This window comes from Gottfriedia acidiceleris (assembly GCF_036421055.1).
Classification (GTDB): Bacteria; Bacillota; Bacilli; order Bacillales; family Bacillaceae_G; genus Gottfriedia; species Gottfriedia acidiceleris_C.
On sequence record NZ_JAZGQS010000004.1, the window covers coordinates 197,209 to 216,605 of the forward strand.

Genomic DNA, 19,397 nt, shown 5'->3' on the forward strand with positions numbered 1-19,397 from the left:
TGTTGCCAATTATAAAATTATCCATGTTTATAAAGGCACCTATTCAATTGTGTTTTGATTTGTCACGCAGTATTGATATTCATATGGAATCGACCTCACAAACCAATGAAAGAGCAGTTAAAGGACGTACTAGTGGGTTGATTGAACTAGGAGAAACCGTGACCTGGGAGGCTACCCATTTCGGTGTTCGCCAACACTTAACATCAATTATTACTGAGTTCGATCCGCCTTATAGATTCGTGGATGAGATGGTTAATGGAGCTTTTAAAAGGTTTAGGCATGAACATATATTTAAATTACAAGAAGATGGGACGTTAATGACGGATAAATTCGATTATACCTCACCTTTTGGACCACTAGGCAGGTTAGCAGATAGGATGTTTTTACAATCATATATGGTCCGTTTACTTATTCGAAGAAACGAGTATATAAAATGCATTGCCGAAAAGTGAAATGTGATAGCGAGTATAGAATATAAAATTATGTTCCTATGTAAAACACTAAGAAAAATTATAGTTCTAACAAAAATATTTCTTATTCAACTACCATGGGAGTACGATATAAACTTCCATTCACTGTTGTGAATCTTAGGATTCATGGATGGATAATTCATTCGTTAGTTGCATAACATGAGTTACTTAATTGCAGCTTTTGCCACCAATTAGATATTATGTTAAATGGGGCGGTCAACCTGCTTCAGGGAATAAATAAGTATCATATTAATACATCAGTAGGATTTAAATCCTACTGATGTATTAATGTTTTGTAATTGGTTTACGCTTTTAACACTCTAAATGCCTCTTTTACTTTTCTAGCAAATTCTAGGGGTGGTTCAATTGATTCGAAGTGCATATACATTGCCCGTGGCTCTTCAAATAACCAGTGATTATGAACAGCAGTAACTATAATGTTTCTTTTTCTAAGCTCAGTTAATAACGGGTTAACTTCTTCTTGTAAAAGTACCGTTTCTCCTAAATTTAGCGCATTACCTTTACTATCAACATCTTCAAACGAAAAAAATTGTGGGTTTACTAATGGAGAATGTGTTCTACGTCCAAGAATGGAAAATCTAATGTTGCGAAACTTTTGTACTAAACATACTCCCTCTGGAGTAACCATACCCTGCCCACCTAAAATTTCTGCAAATTCATTACATAATTGACTTGTGGATTGATTTCTAGATTGTCCTCTAGAATTCCTTGAACGATGAAAATTATTTAAATCCATAAAAAACCTTCTTTCTATACAAGTAGTGGATATTTAACCAATAATAAGATATTCATACCGTATAGAATAAGATTGGACTATGTTAGGATGTCCATTTAATGTGTATTCTTTTTATTTACTTAGTAATTAACATTTACTTATTCAACTAATGCATTAGTTGAACAACGTGATCGACTATTTGTCGGTCTTTTTTTATTGAACAAGCTTGGAGTTTAGTCCACTATGGCAAATTAAAGTATATATAAAATTTATCCAGCAACTCTTTGGGAATTGTATTAATGAAGCACACTAGAAAAAGAGGATGAAATTTTTAGTACCAACTTATAATATCAGATGTTAAAATGAGGTAGATATATTTAAAAAAAATATAATATTGGTAATGGGGGCTTTAAGTTGTTTGATACTCAAAAAATTAAAGAAATTATTAAACATCGCTATCCATTTCTTTTAGTGGATAGAATTCTAGAATTAGATGAGGGAAAAAGAGCAGTTGGTACTAAAAATGTGACAGCTAATGAAGCCTTTTTTAGTGGGCATTTTCCTGATTATCCAGTTATGCCAGGTGTGTTAATAGTAGAGGCTTTAGCTCAAGTAAGTGCAGTTATAATGCTTACGAAAGAAGAAAATCAAGGAAGATTGGGGCTTTTAGCAGGAATAGATAAATGTCGTTTTAAACAGCAAGTTAGACCAGGGGACCAACTCCGTCTGGAAGTTGAAATCACTCGTTTAAAAGGTCCTATCGGGAAAGGAAAAGGTATTGCCACTGTTGATGGAGAATTAGTTTGCGAAACAGAACTAATATTTGCATTTGGTGATTAACCTACCGATTGAATCCAAAATTCGGTTTTTCAACAAACGTGACGTTTTTTGAAAAGAGTACAAATTTTCGAGGTTATTATTAATAAGAGGCACTCATAATTAATTTTTTCTGCAACAAAGTGGACATATACAAAGACATGATTGACCTACTTTGAATTAATTCCTACTTCAACTAACGCATGCATTAGTTTAATAAGATCACGGGTTACTTAGGTAGCTCGTTTTTTTATTGAAGTAATTGGCAGGTTACTTTAACAATAATTGGTAGAAAGGTAGAATTAAAAATTATGTCATTACGATTTTTAAGAAATATCATTCATTAAAGGAAAATATGATTCAGATGTAGTAAGGAAATTTAATCAAAGTGTACCAACTCCAAAACCGAACTTAATAACTAGGATCCTTTTATTCTTAACTTCAAGTGTATTAACTATAAACTACATTAAATCAACGTTATTAATTATAATAATGGCCAAAAAATTTTGTTTATTAGACTAATAAAACACTTTATAATGACTTATATACTATAGTTAATTATTACCAATTTTTATTATAATATTTGCAAATAATTATAGAACGCGAGGGGAAAAAATGGTTGAAAAAACAGAAGATATTCGTGTCATAGACTTAACACAAAAACCTGAGATTAAACAAAATGTCTCGTACATTCGTCCTGAACAAAGCGCAAACGTATTATTTAAATTTATGAGCAAACTAGATTATCTTAAACAAATATTATTGAATAAAGCAATTATGCCAAGATATTATGAAGAGAAAATTGATTATTTATATTTAGATGAGATACAAAAAATTGCATTTCCTATGAGCTGCTTCTGCGATATTCATTTAACAAAACTAGTCCCACATATGGGTAATTATGGTTCATATGGCATTGGCTTAAGTAAAGAATGGGGAATTAAGCAAGGAATACAACCAATTCATTATATAAATGAGAACTCTGATTTAAGGCATGACTTTAGTGAAATCTTTGCCAATGTTTTTAAAATGTCTGAAGAGGACAGAGAAAAAAACGTACATTACAATAATTATTTACTGCATCAATTATTTTACATGAAACCAATAGATGGACAGATGATTACAAATGAACAATATGTCACTCGTAATTTTCATGATGAAAAAGAATGGAGGTTTATTCCAAGTTTTGAAGGAATTAATACCGAATTGCCATTGGTAATCCCTCAAGAACTAATGAATCCAAAAAGTTATAACTCATATTCAATGGGGATAAGTCAACAAAGTGAACTATGGCTAAAATTTGAACTGAATGCTATTAAACATTTAATCGTTAGTGATCAAAATGATAGGAAAGAACTTATTGATTTCTTAATTGAAAATCAAATAGGTGAATCAGATGATGAAAGATACATATTATTTTCAAAGATTTTAGTATTTAATGAAATGCGGGAGGATTGGTAGAAGATGTTTGCTAATTTTGAAAAAGCTTTTTTTAAAAAAAATGAATTAGATAAAAAAATACCTAATGAAATACTCAATTCTTTAAGTGAAAATCTGCCAGAAGGTTTTATATATACCAATATTGGAAATGGTGCAGCTGGCATCAGTCCACTTTCTGGAGAAGTTAAACTACAGGGTCTGAATGTAGTTTTACCTACAGATTTACCTGGGAATTTTAAACCTCAAAACGCTAAAGAATTAATGGAATTTATGTACAGAACACAACGTCAAATGAAAATGCAATTAGAAGAAAATAATTATATACGTATTAATGGGACAAGCTTTAAAATAGATGAATTTATAAACTTTCCATTAACTGACGAGCTATTAACTCAATCTGAATTTTATATGGTTCCGCAACCTTTTCAACCACCTTTTGAAATTATTTTAGAAGGTAACGGAATTTTTAAAAATATAACTATCCAGAGACAACCTTATGAAGATTTGCATAGAAGTCTGTTCAAAAGTATAGGAAAGAATGCTTTTGACATATCTTATATAATTGATGAGGAGTCACATCATTTACAGTTTAATTTTAAATTAAATATTGAAAATGCAAAAAACGCTGAAGAAGTGTATGAAGCTCTAAATCTATATATATCTTGTATTTCTGGAGGCATCAAGCTCAATGGTGAGGTATTACCGAATCCTTCCAGAATTGAAACTGAAGAAGAATCAATATTGCAAATAATCAAATTTTGGGAAAAAGTTTTAGATTTACAGGACTATTTAAAAGTTGAATTTATACCTGAAACACAAACCGAGCATGAAGATGTAATTTTAGTTGAAGAGTTACATAAGTCATTAATAGAGAAGAAGCCATTTAGGAATAATATAAATATTAATGAGCTTACAGTAAATGGAGTTCACGGTACGAATATTAATGACCTAATAGGTGTTGAAGGACTATCATTTCAATTTATCCAAAAAACTTCTTTAACATTATTAGGTATAGATTTAGAGCTATATAGTATAGTTGGTTTTTTTGATTTTAAAGTATGTTCTATTGAACCAATTAATAAAGAGAAATTTAATTTTAAGTTAAAAATTGAGCCTATTAATGGTAAAAAAATATATCAATCAATTTTACATTTTAGTAGTGAGGAAGAAGCTTCTGAATACAGAGTATCTTCTAAGGATATAAGTGAATTGCAAAATGCAAAACAAATAGTATACTAGCATTTTTATAGTCCTATAATCATAGGACTTTTTTGATTGGGACATAGGAAAAGGTAAAAATAGAAAAAACTAGGTTACATATCCAATAATACATTTTTTATTTTTAATATAATATTTGGTTTTGGATGGCAGATATTTGGCAGACTATTGACAGAAAAACGGCAGTTTATTTGGCTTTAAACATGTTAAATTTGTATTAAGGAGAATTTGAAAATCTTCTTATGTTATATATTCTTGTACCTTGACAACTAAATATGCTGTGCTTGCAAAAGAGAGTCCTTGGAGTAAGGACTCTTTTTTATTCTTTGTAAACTAGATTCATTAAAGTTTGCTTCCACTTCTCTCCTTTGTTTGATTAATGAGTCTATTTTAGAGAGATTAATAAAATGTGAGTTGTAGTTTTTATATTAACTTGTTAATCTTAAATTATAAAAACATTAAAATGAGGTTAATAAAATGGACAATAATATAGTTAATCAAGCAATGGATCAAGCGTATGATGTAGGAATGTTGAATTTAAAGTTTACTTTACTAAAAGTTTTAGGTGCTGGTGTAATAATAACCATACTAGTATTGATAATAATGATTTGCTATTTTAGTTTTAAAACGAAGTACATGAGAGATGTTAAAGAAATTGAACAAGATTACAATAATTAATTAAAGTAATGGCATTCACATTTGTGAGTGCTTTTTATTTTAAATGAGGTGTACAAATTTGGCTAAGAAACCATTAAAGCCTTGCAATAAGATAGGATGTAATCAATTAACCAGGACAAAGTATTGTGACCAACACCAGGACCTAACCAATAACTATGATAAGTCTAGAGGTACAGCAGCACAGCGAGGATACAACCACAGATGGAGAAAGGCAAGAGCTTACTATTTATCTATGAATCCTATATGTATTAGATGTAATGGTATTGCAAATATAGTGGACCATATAATACCACATAAAGGTAACTATGATTTGTTTTGGGATAAGAACAACTGGCAACCATTATGTAAACCATGTCATGATAGAAAGACTGCAACAGAAGATGGAGGATTTGGAAGGTAAAAGAAATAATAAGTGTTGAACATCTGAATTTTTTGTCGAATGAAAAATTTTTTTGACAAAGGGAGGGGTGTTCAAATCTTCAGAGCCTTTTCAACGTGTACCGCATCCCAGTCAAACGTGTAGAAAATTCCCTAAATGAAATCCTAGAAAGGGGTGAAATGGAGTGGCTAGACCTAGACAACCGATTGACTTATTAGTTTTTAAGGGAAAAAAGAACTTAACCAAAAGCGAAATTCAAGAACGGAAGGACCAGGAAGTAAAAGCACCATCTGATAAAGTGAAAGCTCCTGCATATCTTTCAAAAGAATTGAAGAGGGAATTTAAAAAGATTGCAGATGAACTTTTACAAATTGGAATTATGACTAATCTAGATGTAGATGCTTTAGCACGTTTCCTAATTGCTAGAAATATGTATGTTAAAATATCTACTCAACTAATGGAATTAGATCCACTAGAAGCAGATTTTGATACTTTAGTAGCTCACCAATATAAATTTTTTAAACAGTCTAGAAGTGCTGCTTCTGATTTAGGATTAACTATTTCTTCTAGATGTAAGTTAGTTATTCCGAAGAAAGAAGAAAAAGAATTGACTGAAGAAGAAAAATTATTTGGTGGTGCTCTATGAATTTAATCGAACGTGTAACGAATTATGCCCAAGATATTGTTGAAGGTAAGATTTTAGCTTGTAAAAAACACATTCAAGCTTGTGATCGTTTCCTAAATGATGTGCAGCGGATAACAGATGATGAATTTGAATTCTATTTTGATGCAGATGAATTATTTCGCTTTTATAAATGGTCCAATATGTTCAAGCATACAAAAGGGATATTATCTAATCAAAGAATAGAATTAACAGATTTCCAATTGTTTGTGGTTGCTAATATCTTTTGTTGGAAACATAAAGAAAATGATCTTAGGCGATTTAGAAAAGTTTATATTCAACTAGCTAGGAAAAACGCAAAATCTCAACTATTAGCATTAATCACTTCTTATATCTGCTTCTTATCAGAAGAACAGGAAGAATGTTATATAGCTGGTTGGGGTAGAGAGCAATCAAGCTTGGTTTATAACGAAGTTCTAAGTCAAATAGAAGCAGTTGATTTACTAAAAGGTAAGTTTACTAATTCATATGGAAGAATTAAGCATGAAAAGCGTGGATCCATTATTAAACCATTATCTAAAGAATCAAGAAAAACAGGTGATGGTACAAATCCGAGTTTAGCTGTCTTAGATGAATATCATTGCCATGAAACAAGTGAAATTTATGATGTATTAGTTTCTGGTATGGTAGCACGAAAAGCTCCATTAATTGTTATTATAACTACGGCAGGATTTAACTTATCAGCTCCAGCGTTTACCGAATATAAATATGTATCTGAAATTTTGGATCCAGATTCACCAAAGGAAAATGATAGTTACTTTGTAATGATTTGTGAGTTAGATAAAGATGATGATATTAAAGACGAAAAGAATTGGATAAAAGCTAATCCTATAGTAGCTACTTATGAAGAAGGTTTAAAATCCATTCGTGAGGAACTTCAGATAGCTTTAGATGTTCCAGAAAAAATGCGTAGCTTCTTAACCAAAAACATGAATATTTGGGTAGATATGAAAGACAATGGCTACATGGATATGAGTAAATGGAATATTTGTGGTAAAAAAGTCAATTTTAATGAGTTCAATGAAGAGAAATGTATTGTAGGAGTCGATTTATCAGCAAAGATTGACTTAACAAGCGTTTCTTTTATTTTTTCTAAAAATGGCACTTATACAGTATTTTCCCACTCATTTATGCCAGAAGATACGCTAAAAGCTAAAATGAGGTCTGATAAAGTACCGTATGATTTATGGGTTAAGCAGGGTTGGATTACTACAACTCCAGGAGCAGTAGTAGATTATGCTTTTATTCGTGAATACATTAAGCGAATTGAGAGTGAAAATAAATTTAAAGTTACAGAAATATGTGCCGATCCTTGGAATGCAACTCAATTCATGCAGGATATGGAAGCTGATGGTTATACAATGGTTGAAATTAGACAAGGTATCGCTACACTTGGCGCACCTACTAAACACTTTAGAGAAGAAGTTTATAAAGGTAATGTAATTCATAATCACAATCCTGTTTTAACATGGGCTGTAGGTAATGCAGTTACAAGACAAGATGCAAATGAAAACATCATGCTAGATAAGAGTAAAGCAACAGACCGAATAGATCCAATAGCTTCAGTAATCAATGCTCATGTAAGAGCTATGTTAAATATTAACTCCGAAAGTGTCTATGAAAGTAGAGGCTTTTTATTTTTGTAATTTTCTATGCAACTGAAATTTCCCGAATACTTTTGTATGCTGGAGAATCTCAATCTCGTTTAAAAACTCTCTAGTACACTATTTGTCGATACATCTAACATCCATACGTCGACATTACTTAGTCAAAAAAGAATATAATCTTGGTCAATGAGCAAAATATACTTAAAAACTATATGAATTAGGGGGGGGAATTAATGCGAATCGAACCATTCCTTGAAGATAGCAAGAAACAACTAGAAGAAAACTTGTTTCATAGTTCAGATTTCAAGTCGATTGATTTTCTTATTGAAGAAACTCGTTACCGATTGTACTACTTGGATACAATGATTGATTCTAATTTAATTCAAGAGCATATTGTTCGACCACTTCTTCAAAAAGGAAATGGTTCAATTAAAAAAATTGTATCCATTATTGATTATCATGAAAGTGAAAGTTCATCTGATGTAACAAAATCACTTGTAGAAGGAAAAGCAGCTTTACAAATCGATGGAGAATCTAAAGTTTATTTACTTGGAACAGAGTTAATTAAAGAACGAAATGTAACAATTCCACTCAATGAAAGAACGCTTCGCGGGTCACATTGCGCATTTAATGAAAACCTAAAAACGAATTTAAACTTGATTCGAAGTTCCATTCAACAACCTGATCTTGTTATTAAAACGGTTAAGCTTGGTCGTCGTTCTGAAACAAACGTAAGCATTCTTTACCTCCATTCACTAGTAAATGATGTTGTGTTAATGGAAATCGAAAAGAAAATACAACAAATTGACATTGATTACATACATGCACCTGGTTTCTTGCAAGAACTAGTGGATGAAAAACGGTTCAAATTATTCCCTAAACTACTCATTACGGAAAGACCAGACCGTGTACGTGCAAATTTGATGGACGGACGAATCGCTGTAATAGCGGATGGGGCACCAGATTGTATCGTTTTACCGGTCACGATTTGGGCTTTTTTTCAAAACTCAGATGATTATCAAATGGGTTGGTTAATGAGTAGTGCCATTCGCTTTCTGCGAATTATTTGTTTTATATTAGCCATCACATTACCTGGAATCTATGTGGCTCTGGTTACATTTGATCCACGCATTATTCCATTTGAAATATTAATAACACTTCAAGGTTCCATGCAGTTAGTACCATTCCCACCAGTGTTTGAAGCGTTTGTCATGCTATTAATACTAGAAGTAGTGCGAGAAGCGACAGTCAGGCTCCCAAATCCAATTGGTCAAACAATTGGTGTAGTAGGCGGGATTGTCATTGGTACGGCTGTTGTTCAATCAAATTTAATTTCAAATATGATGGTTGTTGTCATCGCACTTACGGCTATTTCATCTTTTATGGTTCCTTCTTATGAATTGAGTAGTGCAATCAGGTTTTTGACCTATCCATTTATCATAATGGCTTCTCTTTTTGGACTAATCGGACTAGAAGTATCCATTCTTTTTTTAATTATTCACCTATCACGAATTGATACTTTTGGCATTCCTTATTTTTATACAGGATTTAAAGGGGATGAACTGAAAGATACAATTTTTAGGGGGCCAATTAGTGGTTTAACAAAACGTCCGAAAGAAACACTCGTAAAAGACACCACAAGAGAAAAGGTGAGGGACAAATGATTCATTTTAAAAAAATTTCAACGAATCAACTCGTTTATCTCATCGCTCTAAATCAAATCGGTGTACATGTACTGACGATTCCATATAGCCAGTCGAAGTACTCAGGTTACGATAGTTGGATGAGTGTTTTGTTAGGTGGGATTTATGCACAACTCTTAATTTTTGTGACGTATGGTGTTTGCAAACGTTTCCCAAATGAATCAATAGGGCAATTTATTAGGAAAATTATTGGAAAACCGGTTGGGAAATTTTTGTTATTTTTACTAGCAATCTATTGTGCTGAATCGAGTTTATCAGTAGCAGTTGCTTATTGTGACGTACTAAATCGTTGGGTTTTATTCGAAACACCATGGAGTGTCACGCTCGGACTAATATTTTTAATAGCTGTTTATGCAGCAACTAGTTCATTTCGTTCAATCGCTACAATTTCACAAACGATTTTTGTCATGTTCGGTATTTGTACATTCATCATACTTGTTAGTGCGATAGGGCAAGGGACGTTTCGACACTTTTTACCAATTGGAGCACACGGGATTGGTTCAATTGCAAAAGATTCTCTATCATCGTTTCAAGCTTTTGCGGGTTTTGAACTATTACTTTATGCTTTTCCTTTTGTTGCTTGTCAAAAGAAAAAGGAAATACTAATTTCTTCTTCTATTGCAAATGGGATTACGACGGTATTTTACGTTACGATTACTATTATCGTTACTTATAACTTTAGCGAAAATCAACTACATATGATAAGCGAACCAATGGTTTTTATTTTACGAAAATTTAGAATGCCAGTCATGCAAAGTTTAGATATATTATTTATGACAATTTGGCTATCGGTTGCACTATCAACTGTCTTCATTTATTTATTTTTATCAGCAAAATACGTTGCCTGTGTCTTCCGAAACGAAAGTAAAAATCACACATGGCTTGTTTGGATCATCGGGGCACTTAGCTATATCATTGGATTATTTGAAGAAAATCGCGAGAACCAATTCAAATTTATTGACTATCATCATGCAACAACTGTTCTGTTTGTCAGTATCATGCCAATCTTTCTTTATGTTTTTATCCTATTTCGTGAGAAGGTGAGGAACTCATGAAAAAAGCATTCTTATTACTAATGATGTTACCACTCTTAACAGGGTGTTGGGATCGATTACCACTTCGAAAGTTAAAAATTATCGATATTGTTGGATTTGATTGGGACGAAAACAAGAATGAATCGAATTTACACTTTCTTATAACAAAATCAATAAGTTCTGGTCAAGGTTCAAATGAACTTGTTTCGGAAGATACTGTTTTAAAAGGACCTAGTGTCGAAGAAGCGATTGGTCAAGGTCAAGTTCAAGTGAACGCACCCTTTATCGGCATTAGTACCGGAGTATATGTTTTAAGCGAAACATTCGCAAAGAAAGATGCTGTGGCACAGTTAGATTTCTTATTACGTGCACCGTATACTTCAATTAATACGCCAATGGTCATCTTAGAAGGCGATCTAAATGAATTGTTCAGTACCTTATTCACTAAAAAGAAAGGGTATACAAAAGAATTTAATGATTACAACATTGGACTTGGAAAAAACAGCATTATACCAAATGTATCAATTATGAATTTTGTCCAATCGAAAGATGAACCACTTAATGACTTTGGAATTCCGACATTAGCAATAAAAGAAGATCGTGTAATTTATACTGGTGCAGAACTTTTTCGAAATGGAAAGAATACAAATGTTAAACTAAACGATAAACAAGAACAAATGATAATGCTTTTAACCGGAGCAGATAAAGGTAGGCAGCGATATGTAGGACACTTACCAAAAAGTGACAAAAAGAGAGTTCCCGGTAGTAAAACAAATTATGGTTTTTCTGTAAAAAAAGGCACAACGAAATATATCATATCATCAAAGTATAAGGGAGAGACAAAAGTAGATATCCATGTGAAATTAAACTTATTAGTCTATGATTTGGGTGTACCATTTCATCAAATGAAACCAAAATATGTTCATAAAATGGAAAAAAAATTAAGCAAAGAATTAGAAAAAAGAGCACTTGAAAGTATTAAAATCATACAAAGTGCAAATTGCGATTTATTAAAAATTGGTGAACGTGTTAAAGCGTTTCATCCAACTATATGGAAAAAGATCGATTGGCGAAATGAGTATCCACGGATGAAGATTCAACCACACTTTGAAGTTATAATTTTAAATGCAGACAATCAGTAAAGAATACATCGTCATAGAAAAAAAGAAAAAATCCAAAATAAAAATGAATATTTTGCCAAAAGTAATGATTTTGTATTTCTTGTTCGGCTAAAGAATGAGATAGTGGAACAAAAAATATGTAGCTAAATTATAAACAGGGACTTATAATTCAAATTGTTAAACATTTATCGTTTGTTCACACATTTCCATCTCAGGAATAAAAATATAATTGGTGGAAATTATATACATGTACCAATAATGGTACGGGCATGAATAGGAAAATTGTGAATATTTTTCTTTCAATATTTTTCAAACTGTGAAACACAGTAACAGACAAAGAAGTCACACTATGACGGTGTGTCTTTTTTGATTACTAATATACTTTAGTTACTTATCTCTATTGTGGGAAACTTTTTATGTGGCTCTATTTATACTTATTCAACTAATGCATGCGATAGTTGAAGATCACAAGCTGCTTAATTGCAGTTTTTTTATTGAAGTAAATGGCAGAATAGTTGACCAAGGAAAATAATAATCCGTATCGAATTATATTGTTAATCTAATCAAATTGGTGGAGGTAATAATGTATTGCCCTTATTGTAAAGAAGAATTGAATGTCAAAAACGGACATTTATATTGCAAAAATGGAGACACTTATTTTTCAAAGCATATCGAAGAAGCTTTTAATAAAAAAATAGATAAGTTTACAAAGGAAAAGTCACGAACTTTACCATTTGAAAATAGTATAGAGGGGTTTTTCTTTTGTGTGAATTGTCGAAACAAAATGGAGAAGCTTGAATCTATGCATGAAGTTTGTCATTGTTGTGGTTTTGAGATAACAAAAGGCATGTATTATGCAATTATTGAACGACACGGTCATCGTTCATTTAAGTGAGTTCCTGTATTGGAAAAAGTCATAATTTAAGATTAGGCTAATCAGCAAATATTTTATTATATTATTCAACTAACGCATGCGTTAGTTGAATAAGGAACACTTAAAGATCACATATTTATGTGGTCTTTTTTTATTTCTAAAAGGAGGTGAGATAAAAAATGTCTTGGTGGGATTCGTTAAAGTTTTGGGGTAAACGTTCAAATGTAATTTCTACAAATTATACAGGTAATGATTATGGAGTATTTTTTAATTCTGGAGTAATGGCAGATAGTGGAGTTTCAGTAAACGAAACGAACTCACTAGAAAATACAGCTGTAAGTGCTGCTGTTCGTATTATTTCAGAATCAATTGGTTCATTACCTTTCACTTTATACGAAAGAAAAGGTGGAAATAGTAAGGGTAAGGCAGTAAATCATGCGCTTTATGATCTTTTACATGATTCTCCAAATGAATATATGACAAGTATAGTTTTTAAGGAATTAATGACTTCTCATATGTTACTTTGGGGTAATTGTTATGCAGAAATCAAATGGAATAATGCAGGACAGCCAGTAGCTTTATATCCATTAAGACCAGATAACACTAGACCACTTTTTAATAATAAACAGGAGTTAGTTTATGAAACTATCATAAATGGAGAAACTTTTATTTTACCAGCTTACAGAGTTCTACATATCTATGGTTTAGGTTTCGATGGATTCCAAGGATATTCATTAATTCGATTACATAGAGAAGCAGTAGGACTTGCTAAAGCAACTGAAAAATATGGTTCTAAATACTTTGGTAATGGTGCTAAACCTGGAGGAGTTTTAGAAAGCCCTGGTAATATTTCAGATGAAGCTTCTAAAAGGCTTAGAAATTCATGGAATGAAATGCATAACGGACTAGAAAACGCTCATAGAATTGCTATTTTGGAAGAAGGGCTAACTTATAAACAAATCGGACTTCCTCCAGAAGATAGTCAATTCTTAGAAACTAGGAAATTCCAAATTGCAGAGATTTCAAGGATTTTCCGAGTGCCATTGCATATGCTTTCTGAATTAGATCGCTCTACAAATAACAATATTGAACATCAATCAATTGAGTTTGTTATGCACACATTAAGACCTTGGTTAGTTCGATGGGAACAATCTGTAAATATGAAGCTGCTTACTAAAGAAGAACGAAAAGTATATTATGCAGAACATATTTTAGATGGTCTTTTACGAGGTGACATTAAAAGTAGATATGAAGCTTACCAGATTGCAAGGCAAAATGGCTGGTTAAGTGCAAATGATATTCGAGAAAAAGAGAATATGAATCCTATTCCAGATGAAGAGGGTGGAAATGCGTACATGGTTAATAGTGCTATGTTACCAATTAACGTTCTAATGAAAGGAGGTGAGGGGAATGGAGAAGGAACTAAGAACATTAACAACGAAAGTTGAACTTCGCTTGAATAGTGAGGGTGGAACGGAATACATTGAAGCTTACGCTTTAAAATTCAATCGTGAATCCGATCAATTGGGGTGGTGGACACCTTTTGTTGAAAAAATTGATAGTAGAGCATTAGATAATGCAGATTTAAGTAATGTAGTTGCACTATTTAATCATGATCAAAATTTAGTTTTAGGTCGTAATTCTGCTACAGGTGAAAAAGGAAAAGTCGATTTAGAAATTGATGGTATTGGTCTAAAGTGGAAAGTAACACCTACAGACACTACATACGCAAGGGATCTTATGGAAAACGTGCGTAATGGAGTTATTAATCAATGCTCATTCGCTTTTTCTTTAGCAAATGAAGAAGATGCTGATTCTTGGAACTTTAATGAAGATCGTGGTGTATATGAGCGAACAATTAATAAAATTGGTCGTTTATATGATGTTTCTGTAGTTACTACTCCTGCTTATCCAGATACAGAAGCAGTAGTTTCAGCAAGAAGTAAAGATAAAGTGAAAGATTTAGAAGAAAAGCGCTTATCTAGAGAGACTAAACAGGCAGCTCCGGAGCAGCGCTTTTTTGATTACCTAAAAATAATGCAGGCAAGAGCCGAAATGGAGGAAAAATAATGGCAAACGTACAATCAGTCATTGAATTAAGACAAAAGCGAGCAGGATTAGTAAAACAAATGCAAGATGTATTAGATTTTGCAAAAAGTGAAAATCGTGGTTTATCAGTAGAAGAAAACTCAAAAGTTGATAAAATCATTGCTGATGAAGAAGCTCTTACTAAAGAAATTCGCAATTTAGAGTGGTTAGAAGAGCGTAATAGTGAGCTTTCTGGTCATGAAAACAGAGGGAAAGCAGACTTCAAAGAAACTCAACAAAAGCAAGAATATCGTGATGTATTTAAAAAGTGGATGACTGGTGGAGTTGGAATGTTAGATACTGAAGAGCGTATTATGCTTTTCGCTAATAAAACAACTGATCAATCAGATCAACGTGCTTTATCTGCAATTACTGGTGGTGCTGGTGGCTTCACTGTACCTCAAGGTTTCTTAAATCAATTACAAGAAGCATTAAAAACTTTTGGTGGTATGCGTGAAGCTGCTTTTGTTTTAAATACTGAAGCAGGAAATGACTTACCAATTCCAACTGTAAATGATACTTCAAACGTAGGGGAATTAGTTCCAGAAAATGGTGCTGTGGGTTCTCAAGATGTAGCTTTCAACCAAGTTACATTAAAAGCTTATAAATTCTCTTCTAAAATGATCTTAGTACCAATCGAATTACTACAAGATTCTGCTATTGATATTGAAGCTTACTTAGCTAAAGCATTAGCAACTCGTATTGGTCGTATTACTAACCAAATGTTTACAACTGGTACTGGTACTGCTCAACCTCAAGGTATTATAACAGCAGCTTCAGTTGGTAAAACTGGTGCAACTGGTCAAACAACTTCAGTTATTTATGATGATTTAGTAGACCTAATTCATTCAATTGATCCTGGATACAGAGAAGGAGCAAGTTTCATGTTCCACGATACTACTTTACGAAACCTTAAAAAGTTAAAAGATACTACAGGCGCTCCACTTTGGGTTCCAGGTATTGCGTATAAAGAGCCAGATACAGTAGCTGGTTATAACTATACAATCAACCAAGATATAGCTACAATGGCTGCAAATGCTAAATCAATTGCATTTGGTAACTTCAAGCAATACTACATCCGTAATGTTATGAATCTATTACTGGTTCGTTTTGGAGAGAAATTTATGGATTCTGGACAAATCGGTTTCTTAGGCTTCTCTCGTCAAGATGGTCGCTTAGTAACTGCTGGCACAAGCCCAGTAGCTGTATATCAAAACTCTGCAACTTAATTTAATTGTCATAAAGCACCTTTAGGGGTGCTTTTTATTTTAATTGGAGGTGTAATTCATGCCAAAAGTAAAAATGTTAGTGAGTATGGTAGGAAATGAATTTAATTATGTTCCTGGTGATATAGTTGAAGTTCGTGAAGATGTAGCAGAATCATGGACAACTAATTTCATTGCTGAAATTTATGTTCCTCCAGAAGAAAAAGTATTAACTCATGTAGAAGAAGCTGTTGAAGAAGAAAAAACAGAAGAGCCTACAAAAGAAGAAAAGCCAAAAAGGAAAGGTAAAAAGAAGGAGGATGAATAATGCCCCTTGCTGCAAATGCCTTAACTACTTTAGATGCAGTTAAATCATATTTAAAGATTGATTCAACTCAAACTTATGATGATGATCGTCTTATTGGTTTAATAAACGCTTGTTCTACTGCTATTGAAGATTACTGTAAACGTAAATTCAAAGAGCAAACATTAACAGAAGATTACGATGGAACAGGTACTAAATACTTACTTTTAGATCAATATCCTGTTAAATCAATAACTTCTGTAGCGATTGAAGGTATTACATTAGATCCTAGTGGATATAAAATAAACAAAAAAACAGGGAATTTAATTAGAAAAAATTCATGTTGGGTTAAAGGTGATGTTAATATTACCGTTACTTATACTGCTGGATTAACAGAAATACCAGCTCCTTTAGAATTAGCTTGTAGACACTTCGTAATGAGCTTTTTCAAAGCTGATGTAGCTAGTTTTTCAACAACTTTTTCAGAAGGGTTTGTATTTAAACCAGAAGCTTTACCTTCACAAGTTAAAGCGCTTGTTACACCTTATAAAAAGGTGGTGTAGACATGGCACAAGATAGATTAATGGATAATCTAAGGATTAATATTGATATTAGTCCAGATTTACAGAATTTAATAAACAGAAGTGGAGAACTTGCACCTAAAGCTACTAAATTAGGTCTTAGACGAATTACCAGAGAGGGTAGTAAGCAAATCAAAGGTAAAATTCGCTCTTTAGGGCTAGTTAAGAGTGGAGCTTTAGAAAAAAGTGTTCGAGGATCAACCACTAACACGAAATCAACAATAGGTACAAAACTTTGGTATGCTCATTTTCTTGAAGATGGAACTAAACCACACATAATTAAGCCGAAAAAGAGAGGAAGAAATAGATTTCTAATTATTAATGGTCATTATGTGAAAAAGGTAAGGCATCCAGGGGTTAAAGCATATCACTATGCTGAGGACACATTTAAGGAAATGCAAAATTCAGGGATGGTAAACAGTCTTTTTGCACAGGGAGTTGAACAAGCTCTTAGGGAGTTGACTTAACAAAATGACAGATTTAAATACAATGGCTTCTAACATAAAAACAGTATTAGAAACTGTTCCAGGTATTAAACAAGCTTACGATCACGAACCACAAGCAATAAGCCAATTTCCTGCTGCAACTCTTTATTTCGATGGGTTTACTCAAGATGATTTAACTACAAATAGAAATGAAGTTGGATGGAAATGGACAGTAAGACTATACTTACAGCTAAATACAAGTGATGTAAAAAGTCCACAGGTAGCAATAAGAAGTTTACTGACAGATACATTAAAAGAACTAAGAAAAAACATTAATTTAAACAATTCTTGCCTATATCATACCGTTTCAAATGGTGATGTATTTGCAATATTAGATCAAGCTAATCCTTTAATGGTTGTAGAATTTACATTAGTAGCTACTACAAGGGAGAGTATTTATGGCTAAGAAAACAAAATTAATTAAATATATAGGTGAAGGGGAACGTATTTTCCCTAACTATGGAGTATTTAAACCTGGAGATGAAGTGGAACTTAATGAAACACTTTTATCCACAGGTTTTTTTATTGAAAAAAAGGAAGGTGACGAATAATGCCAATTGGAGCTTTAGCGCATATTGGAATTGGAAAAGAAACAACTTTTGGAACACCTGTTGCTGCTACTGATTATATCCGTTTTGCTTCAGAGGGAATAAATGAAGAAATTGAACAAGTTGCCTCTGAAATTTTAAATGGTGTAGTTGATGAAGCACCATCATATGAAGGTTTGCATAATATTTCTGGTGATTTATCATTTGATGTTTATCCAGGTATTGTAGGGCATTTATTACGATCTGCTTTAGGTGCGCCAGTCTCAACCTTAGTAACTACTGGAGTTTATTCTCATGTATTTACTCCTACTCAAACGAACTTTTCAAATCTTTGCGCTTTACCACCTTACACTTTTGAAGTGAATAGAGATTTAGGGCAAGCTTTCCAATATACAGGAAGTGTAGTGGATGAACTTACTTTCAATTTCGGTACAGACAAGAAAATTATGAGTGGTTCAGCAGCAATTATTGCTAAATCATTAGCTTTAATTACTAAAACAACTCCATCATTTGATGCACAAGATCCTTTCTTATGGAATCAATCAACAATTACATTAAATAGCACAGTAAATACAAATGTTAATACGATTGAATTCGGAGTTAGTAACAACCTAGAAGCCAGAGCAACTTTAGATGGCACTAAAAATATTAACCGTATTCTAAGAAACGGTAAAAGATCATTCCCTGTTAAGTTCTCTTTAGAATTGCAAGATATGACTGAATACAACTTATTTAAAGCACAAAATGAAGTTCCTCTAAAAATTGAATTAATTGGTCCAGTAATTAGTGGAGTGAATAACTTCAAATTAACAATTGATATTCCTAAATTCCACTTCAATTCATTCCCTGTAAATGTTGGTGAAGCTGGTTCACTAACTGCTCAAGTGGATGGTGTAGCAGAATATGATTCAACAAGCCAATATGCAATGAAAGTAACACTAGTTAACAATAAAGCTAGTTATTAAGATACGGAGGTTTAAAGGATGGCATTATTTGCAAAGAATAAACCGACTAAAAGAGTAGAATTTGAAGGTGGATGGGTAGAGCTGCAATTTCTTTCAAAAGGTGTTAAAGATGAAATTGCAAGCCGTTTAGCTCCACTTCATAGTGAATTAAAAAACATTGAAAACGCTACTGAAGAAGATGTTCCAGAAGGTGTTTTTGATGTACTTGGTCAAATAAACCAAATCGAATACTACAAAGTAGCTCATGCTATTAAAGCATGGAGTGAAGAAGAAGAAATTACTGAGGAAAACGTAAAAGCATTAGATAGTGAAGTTTTTGAAAAAATTTCAAAATCTATTAATGATATGAACGAACTTTCTCAAGGTGATAAAAAAAACTAACAATAGCTGTTTCCTTGATGGTTGGAGGGAACAGCTTTTCTAATGAACTACTAAAACTCTTTTTAATGTGTAAAGAGTTTCA

23 protein-coding genes are annotated in these 19,397 nt (G+C 32.5%); 22 read left to right on the top strand and 1 reads right to left on the bottom strand.

Features of this window, described 5'->3' with window-relative positions; translation table 11 throughout:
* Positions 1-2 precede the first annotated feature (2 nt).
* Positions 3-452: an SRPBCC family protein gene (locus tag RAH41_RS08070; RefSeq protein WP_331221728.1), complete on the top strand. Its 450-nt coding sequence runs from the start codon at positions 3-5 to the stop codon at positions 450-452.
* A 322-nt stretch (positions 453-774) separates the two neighbouring features.
* Here RAH41_RS08070 and RAH41_RS08075 read toward each other — a convergent pair whose 3' ends face one another.
* Positions 775-1,227, bottom strand: a complete 453-nt coding sequence (locus RAH41_RS08075) for a DUF1259 domain-containing protein (RefSeq protein ID WP_331221729.1) — start codon at positions 1,225-1,227, stop codon at positions 775-777.
* A 393-nt stretch (positions 1,228-1,620) separates the two neighbouring features.
* Between RAH41_RS08075 and fabZ the strand changes: the two genes are divergently transcribed.
* The 21 genes from fabZ (at position 1,621) to RAH41_RS08180 (ending at position 19,315) form a co-directional block, all read left to right on the top strand.
* Positions 1,621-2,046: a 3-hydroxyacyl-ACP dehydratase FabZ gene (gene fabZ, locus RAH41_RS08080; RefSeq protein ID WP_331221730.1), complete on the top strand. Its 426-nt coding sequence runs from the start codon at positions 1,621-1,623 to the stop codon at positions 2,044-2,046.
* Positions 2,047-2,637: 591 nt separating this feature from the next.
* Entirely contained in the window at positions 2,638-3,483 is an 846-nt protein-coding gene (locus RAH41_RS08085) for an abortive infection system antitoxin AbiGi family protein (RefSeq protein ID WP_331221731.1), read from the top strand.
* A 3-nt stretch (positions 3,484-3,486) separates the two neighbouring features.
* Positions 3,487-4,701: an abortive infection system toxin AbiGii family protein gene (locus RAH41_RS08090; protein WP_331221733.1), complete on the top strand. Its 1,215-nt coding sequence runs from the start codon at positions 3,487-3,489 to the stop codon at positions 4,699-4,701.
* A gap of 456 nt (positions 4,702-5,157) precedes the next feature.
* Positions 5,158-5,358: a hypothetical protein gene (locus tag RAH41_RS08095; RefSeq protein ID WP_331221734.1), complete on the top strand. Its 201-nt coding sequence runs from the start codon at positions 5,158-5,160 to the stop codon at positions 5,356-5,358.
* A gap of 58 nt (positions 5,359-5,416) precedes the next feature.
* A complete protein-coding gene (locus RAH41_RS08100; protein WP_331221735.1) occupies positions 5,417-5,758 on the top strand; it encodes an HNH endonuclease signature motif containing protein in 342 nt (113 codons plus the stop codon).
* 163 nt (positions 5,759-5,921) lie between these two features.
* Positions 5,922-6,383, top strand: a complete 462-nt coding sequence (locus RAH41_RS08105) for a phage terminase small subunit P27 family (RefSeq protein WP_331221736.1) — start codon at positions 5,922-5,924, stop codon at positions 6,381-6,383.
* The gene (locus RAH41_RS08110) at positions 6,380-8,065 is read left to right on the top strand and encodes a terminase large subunit (protein WP_331221738.1); all 1,686 of its coding nucleotides are present in this window, start codon (positions 6,380-6,382) and stop codon (positions 8,063-8,065) included. Before RAH41_RS08105 ends, RAH41_RS08110 begins: the two co-directional genes overlap by 4 nt.
* A gap of 194 nt (positions 8,066-8,259) precedes the next feature.
* Positions 8,260-9,690, top strand: coding sequence for a spore germination protein (locus RAH41_RS08115; RefSeq protein WP_331221740.1), 1,431 nt, complete (start codon positions 8,260-8,262; stop codon positions 9,688-9,690).
* On the top strand, positions 9,687-10,784 hold the full coding sequence (locus RAH41_RS08120) for a GerAB/ArcD/ProY family transporter (RefSeq protein WP_331221742.1): 1,098 nt from the start codon (positions 9,687-9,689) through the stop codon (positions 10,782-10,784). The genes RAH41_RS08115 and RAH41_RS08120 overlap by 4 nt, the downstream gene beginning before the upstream one ends.
* Entirely contained in the window at positions 10,781-11,905 is a 1,125-nt protein-coding gene (locus RAH41_RS08125) for a Ger(x)C family spore germination protein (protein WP_331221743.1), read from the top strand. Before RAH41_RS08120 ends, RAH41_RS08125 begins: the two co-directional genes overlap by 4 nt.
* A 562-nt stretch (positions 11,906-12,467) precedes the next feature.
* Positions 12,468-12,779 carry a hypothetical protein gene (locus RAH41_RS08130; RefSeq protein WP_331221744.1) on the top strand — a complete coding sequence of 104 codons (312 nt, stop codon included), beginning with the start codon at positions 12,468-12,470 and terminating at the stop codon, positions 12,777-12,779.
* Positions 12,780-12,937: 158 nt separating this feature from the next.
* Positions 12,938-14,206, top strand: coding sequence for a phage portal protein (locus tag RAH41_RS08135; RefSeq protein ID WP_331221745.1), 1,269 nt, complete (start codon positions 12,938-12,940; stop codon positions 14,204-14,206).
* Positions 14,169-14,828 carry an HK97 family phage prohead protease gene (locus RAH41_RS08140; protein WP_331221746.1) on the top strand — a complete coding sequence of 220 codons (660 nt, stop codon included), beginning with the start codon at positions 14,169-14,171 and terminating at the stop codon, positions 14,826-14,828. The genes RAH41_RS08135 and RAH41_RS08140 overlap by 38 nt, the downstream gene beginning before the upstream one ends.
* A complete protein-coding gene (locus tag RAH41_RS08145) occupies positions 14,828-16,075 on the top strand; it encodes a phage major capsid protein (protein ID WP_331221747.1) in 1,248 nt (415 codons plus the stop codon). Before RAH41_RS08140 ends, RAH41_RS08145 begins: the two co-directional genes overlap by 1 nt.
* Positions 16,076-16,133: 58 nt before the next feature.
* Positions 16,134-16,379, top strand: a complete 246-nt coding sequence (locus RAH41_RS08150; protein ID WP_331221748.1) for a hypothetical protein — start codon at positions 16,134-16,136, stop codon at positions 16,377-16,379.
* On the top strand, positions 16,379-16,918 hold the full coding sequence (locus RAH41_RS08155; protein WP_331221749.1) for a head-tail connector protein: 540 nt from the start codon (positions 16,379-16,381) through the stop codon (positions 16,916-16,918). Before RAH41_RS08150 ends, RAH41_RS08155 begins: the two co-directional genes overlap by 1 nt.
* Positions 16,919-16,920: 2 nt before the next feature.
* A complete protein-coding gene (locus tag RAH41_RS08160) occupies positions 16,921-17,403 on the top strand; it encodes an HK97 gp10 family phage protein (protein ID WP_331221750.1) in 483 nt (160 codons plus the stop codon).
* Positions 17,404-17,407: 4 nt separating this feature from the next.
* Positions 17,408-17,827 (top strand): hypothetical protein, encoded by a 420-nt coding sequence (locus RAH41_RS08165; protein ID WP_331221752.1) that lies wholly within the window; start codon positions 17,408-17,410, stop codon positions 17,825-17,827.
* Positions 17,820-17,972 (top strand): hypothetical protein, encoded by a 153-nt coding sequence (locus RAH41_RS08170; RefSeq protein WP_331221754.1) that lies wholly within the window; start codon positions 17,820-17,822, stop codon positions 17,970-17,972. Before RAH41_RS08165 ends, RAH41_RS08170 begins: the two co-directional genes overlap by 8 nt.
* On the top strand, positions 17,972-18,934 hold the full coding sequence (locus tag RAH41_RS08175) for a phage tail tube protein (RefSeq protein ID WP_331221756.1): 963 nt from the start codon (positions 17,972-17,974) through the stop codon (positions 18,932-18,934). The genes RAH41_RS08170 and RAH41_RS08175 overlap by 1 nt, the downstream gene beginning before the upstream one ends.
* 18 nt (positions 18,935-18,952) lie before the next feature.
* Entirely contained in the window at positions 18,953-19,315 is a 363-nt protein-coding gene (locus tag RAH41_RS08180; protein WP_331221758.1) for a hypothetical protein, read from the top strand.
* The last annotated feature ends 82 nt before the right edge of the window (positions 19,316-19,397 follow it).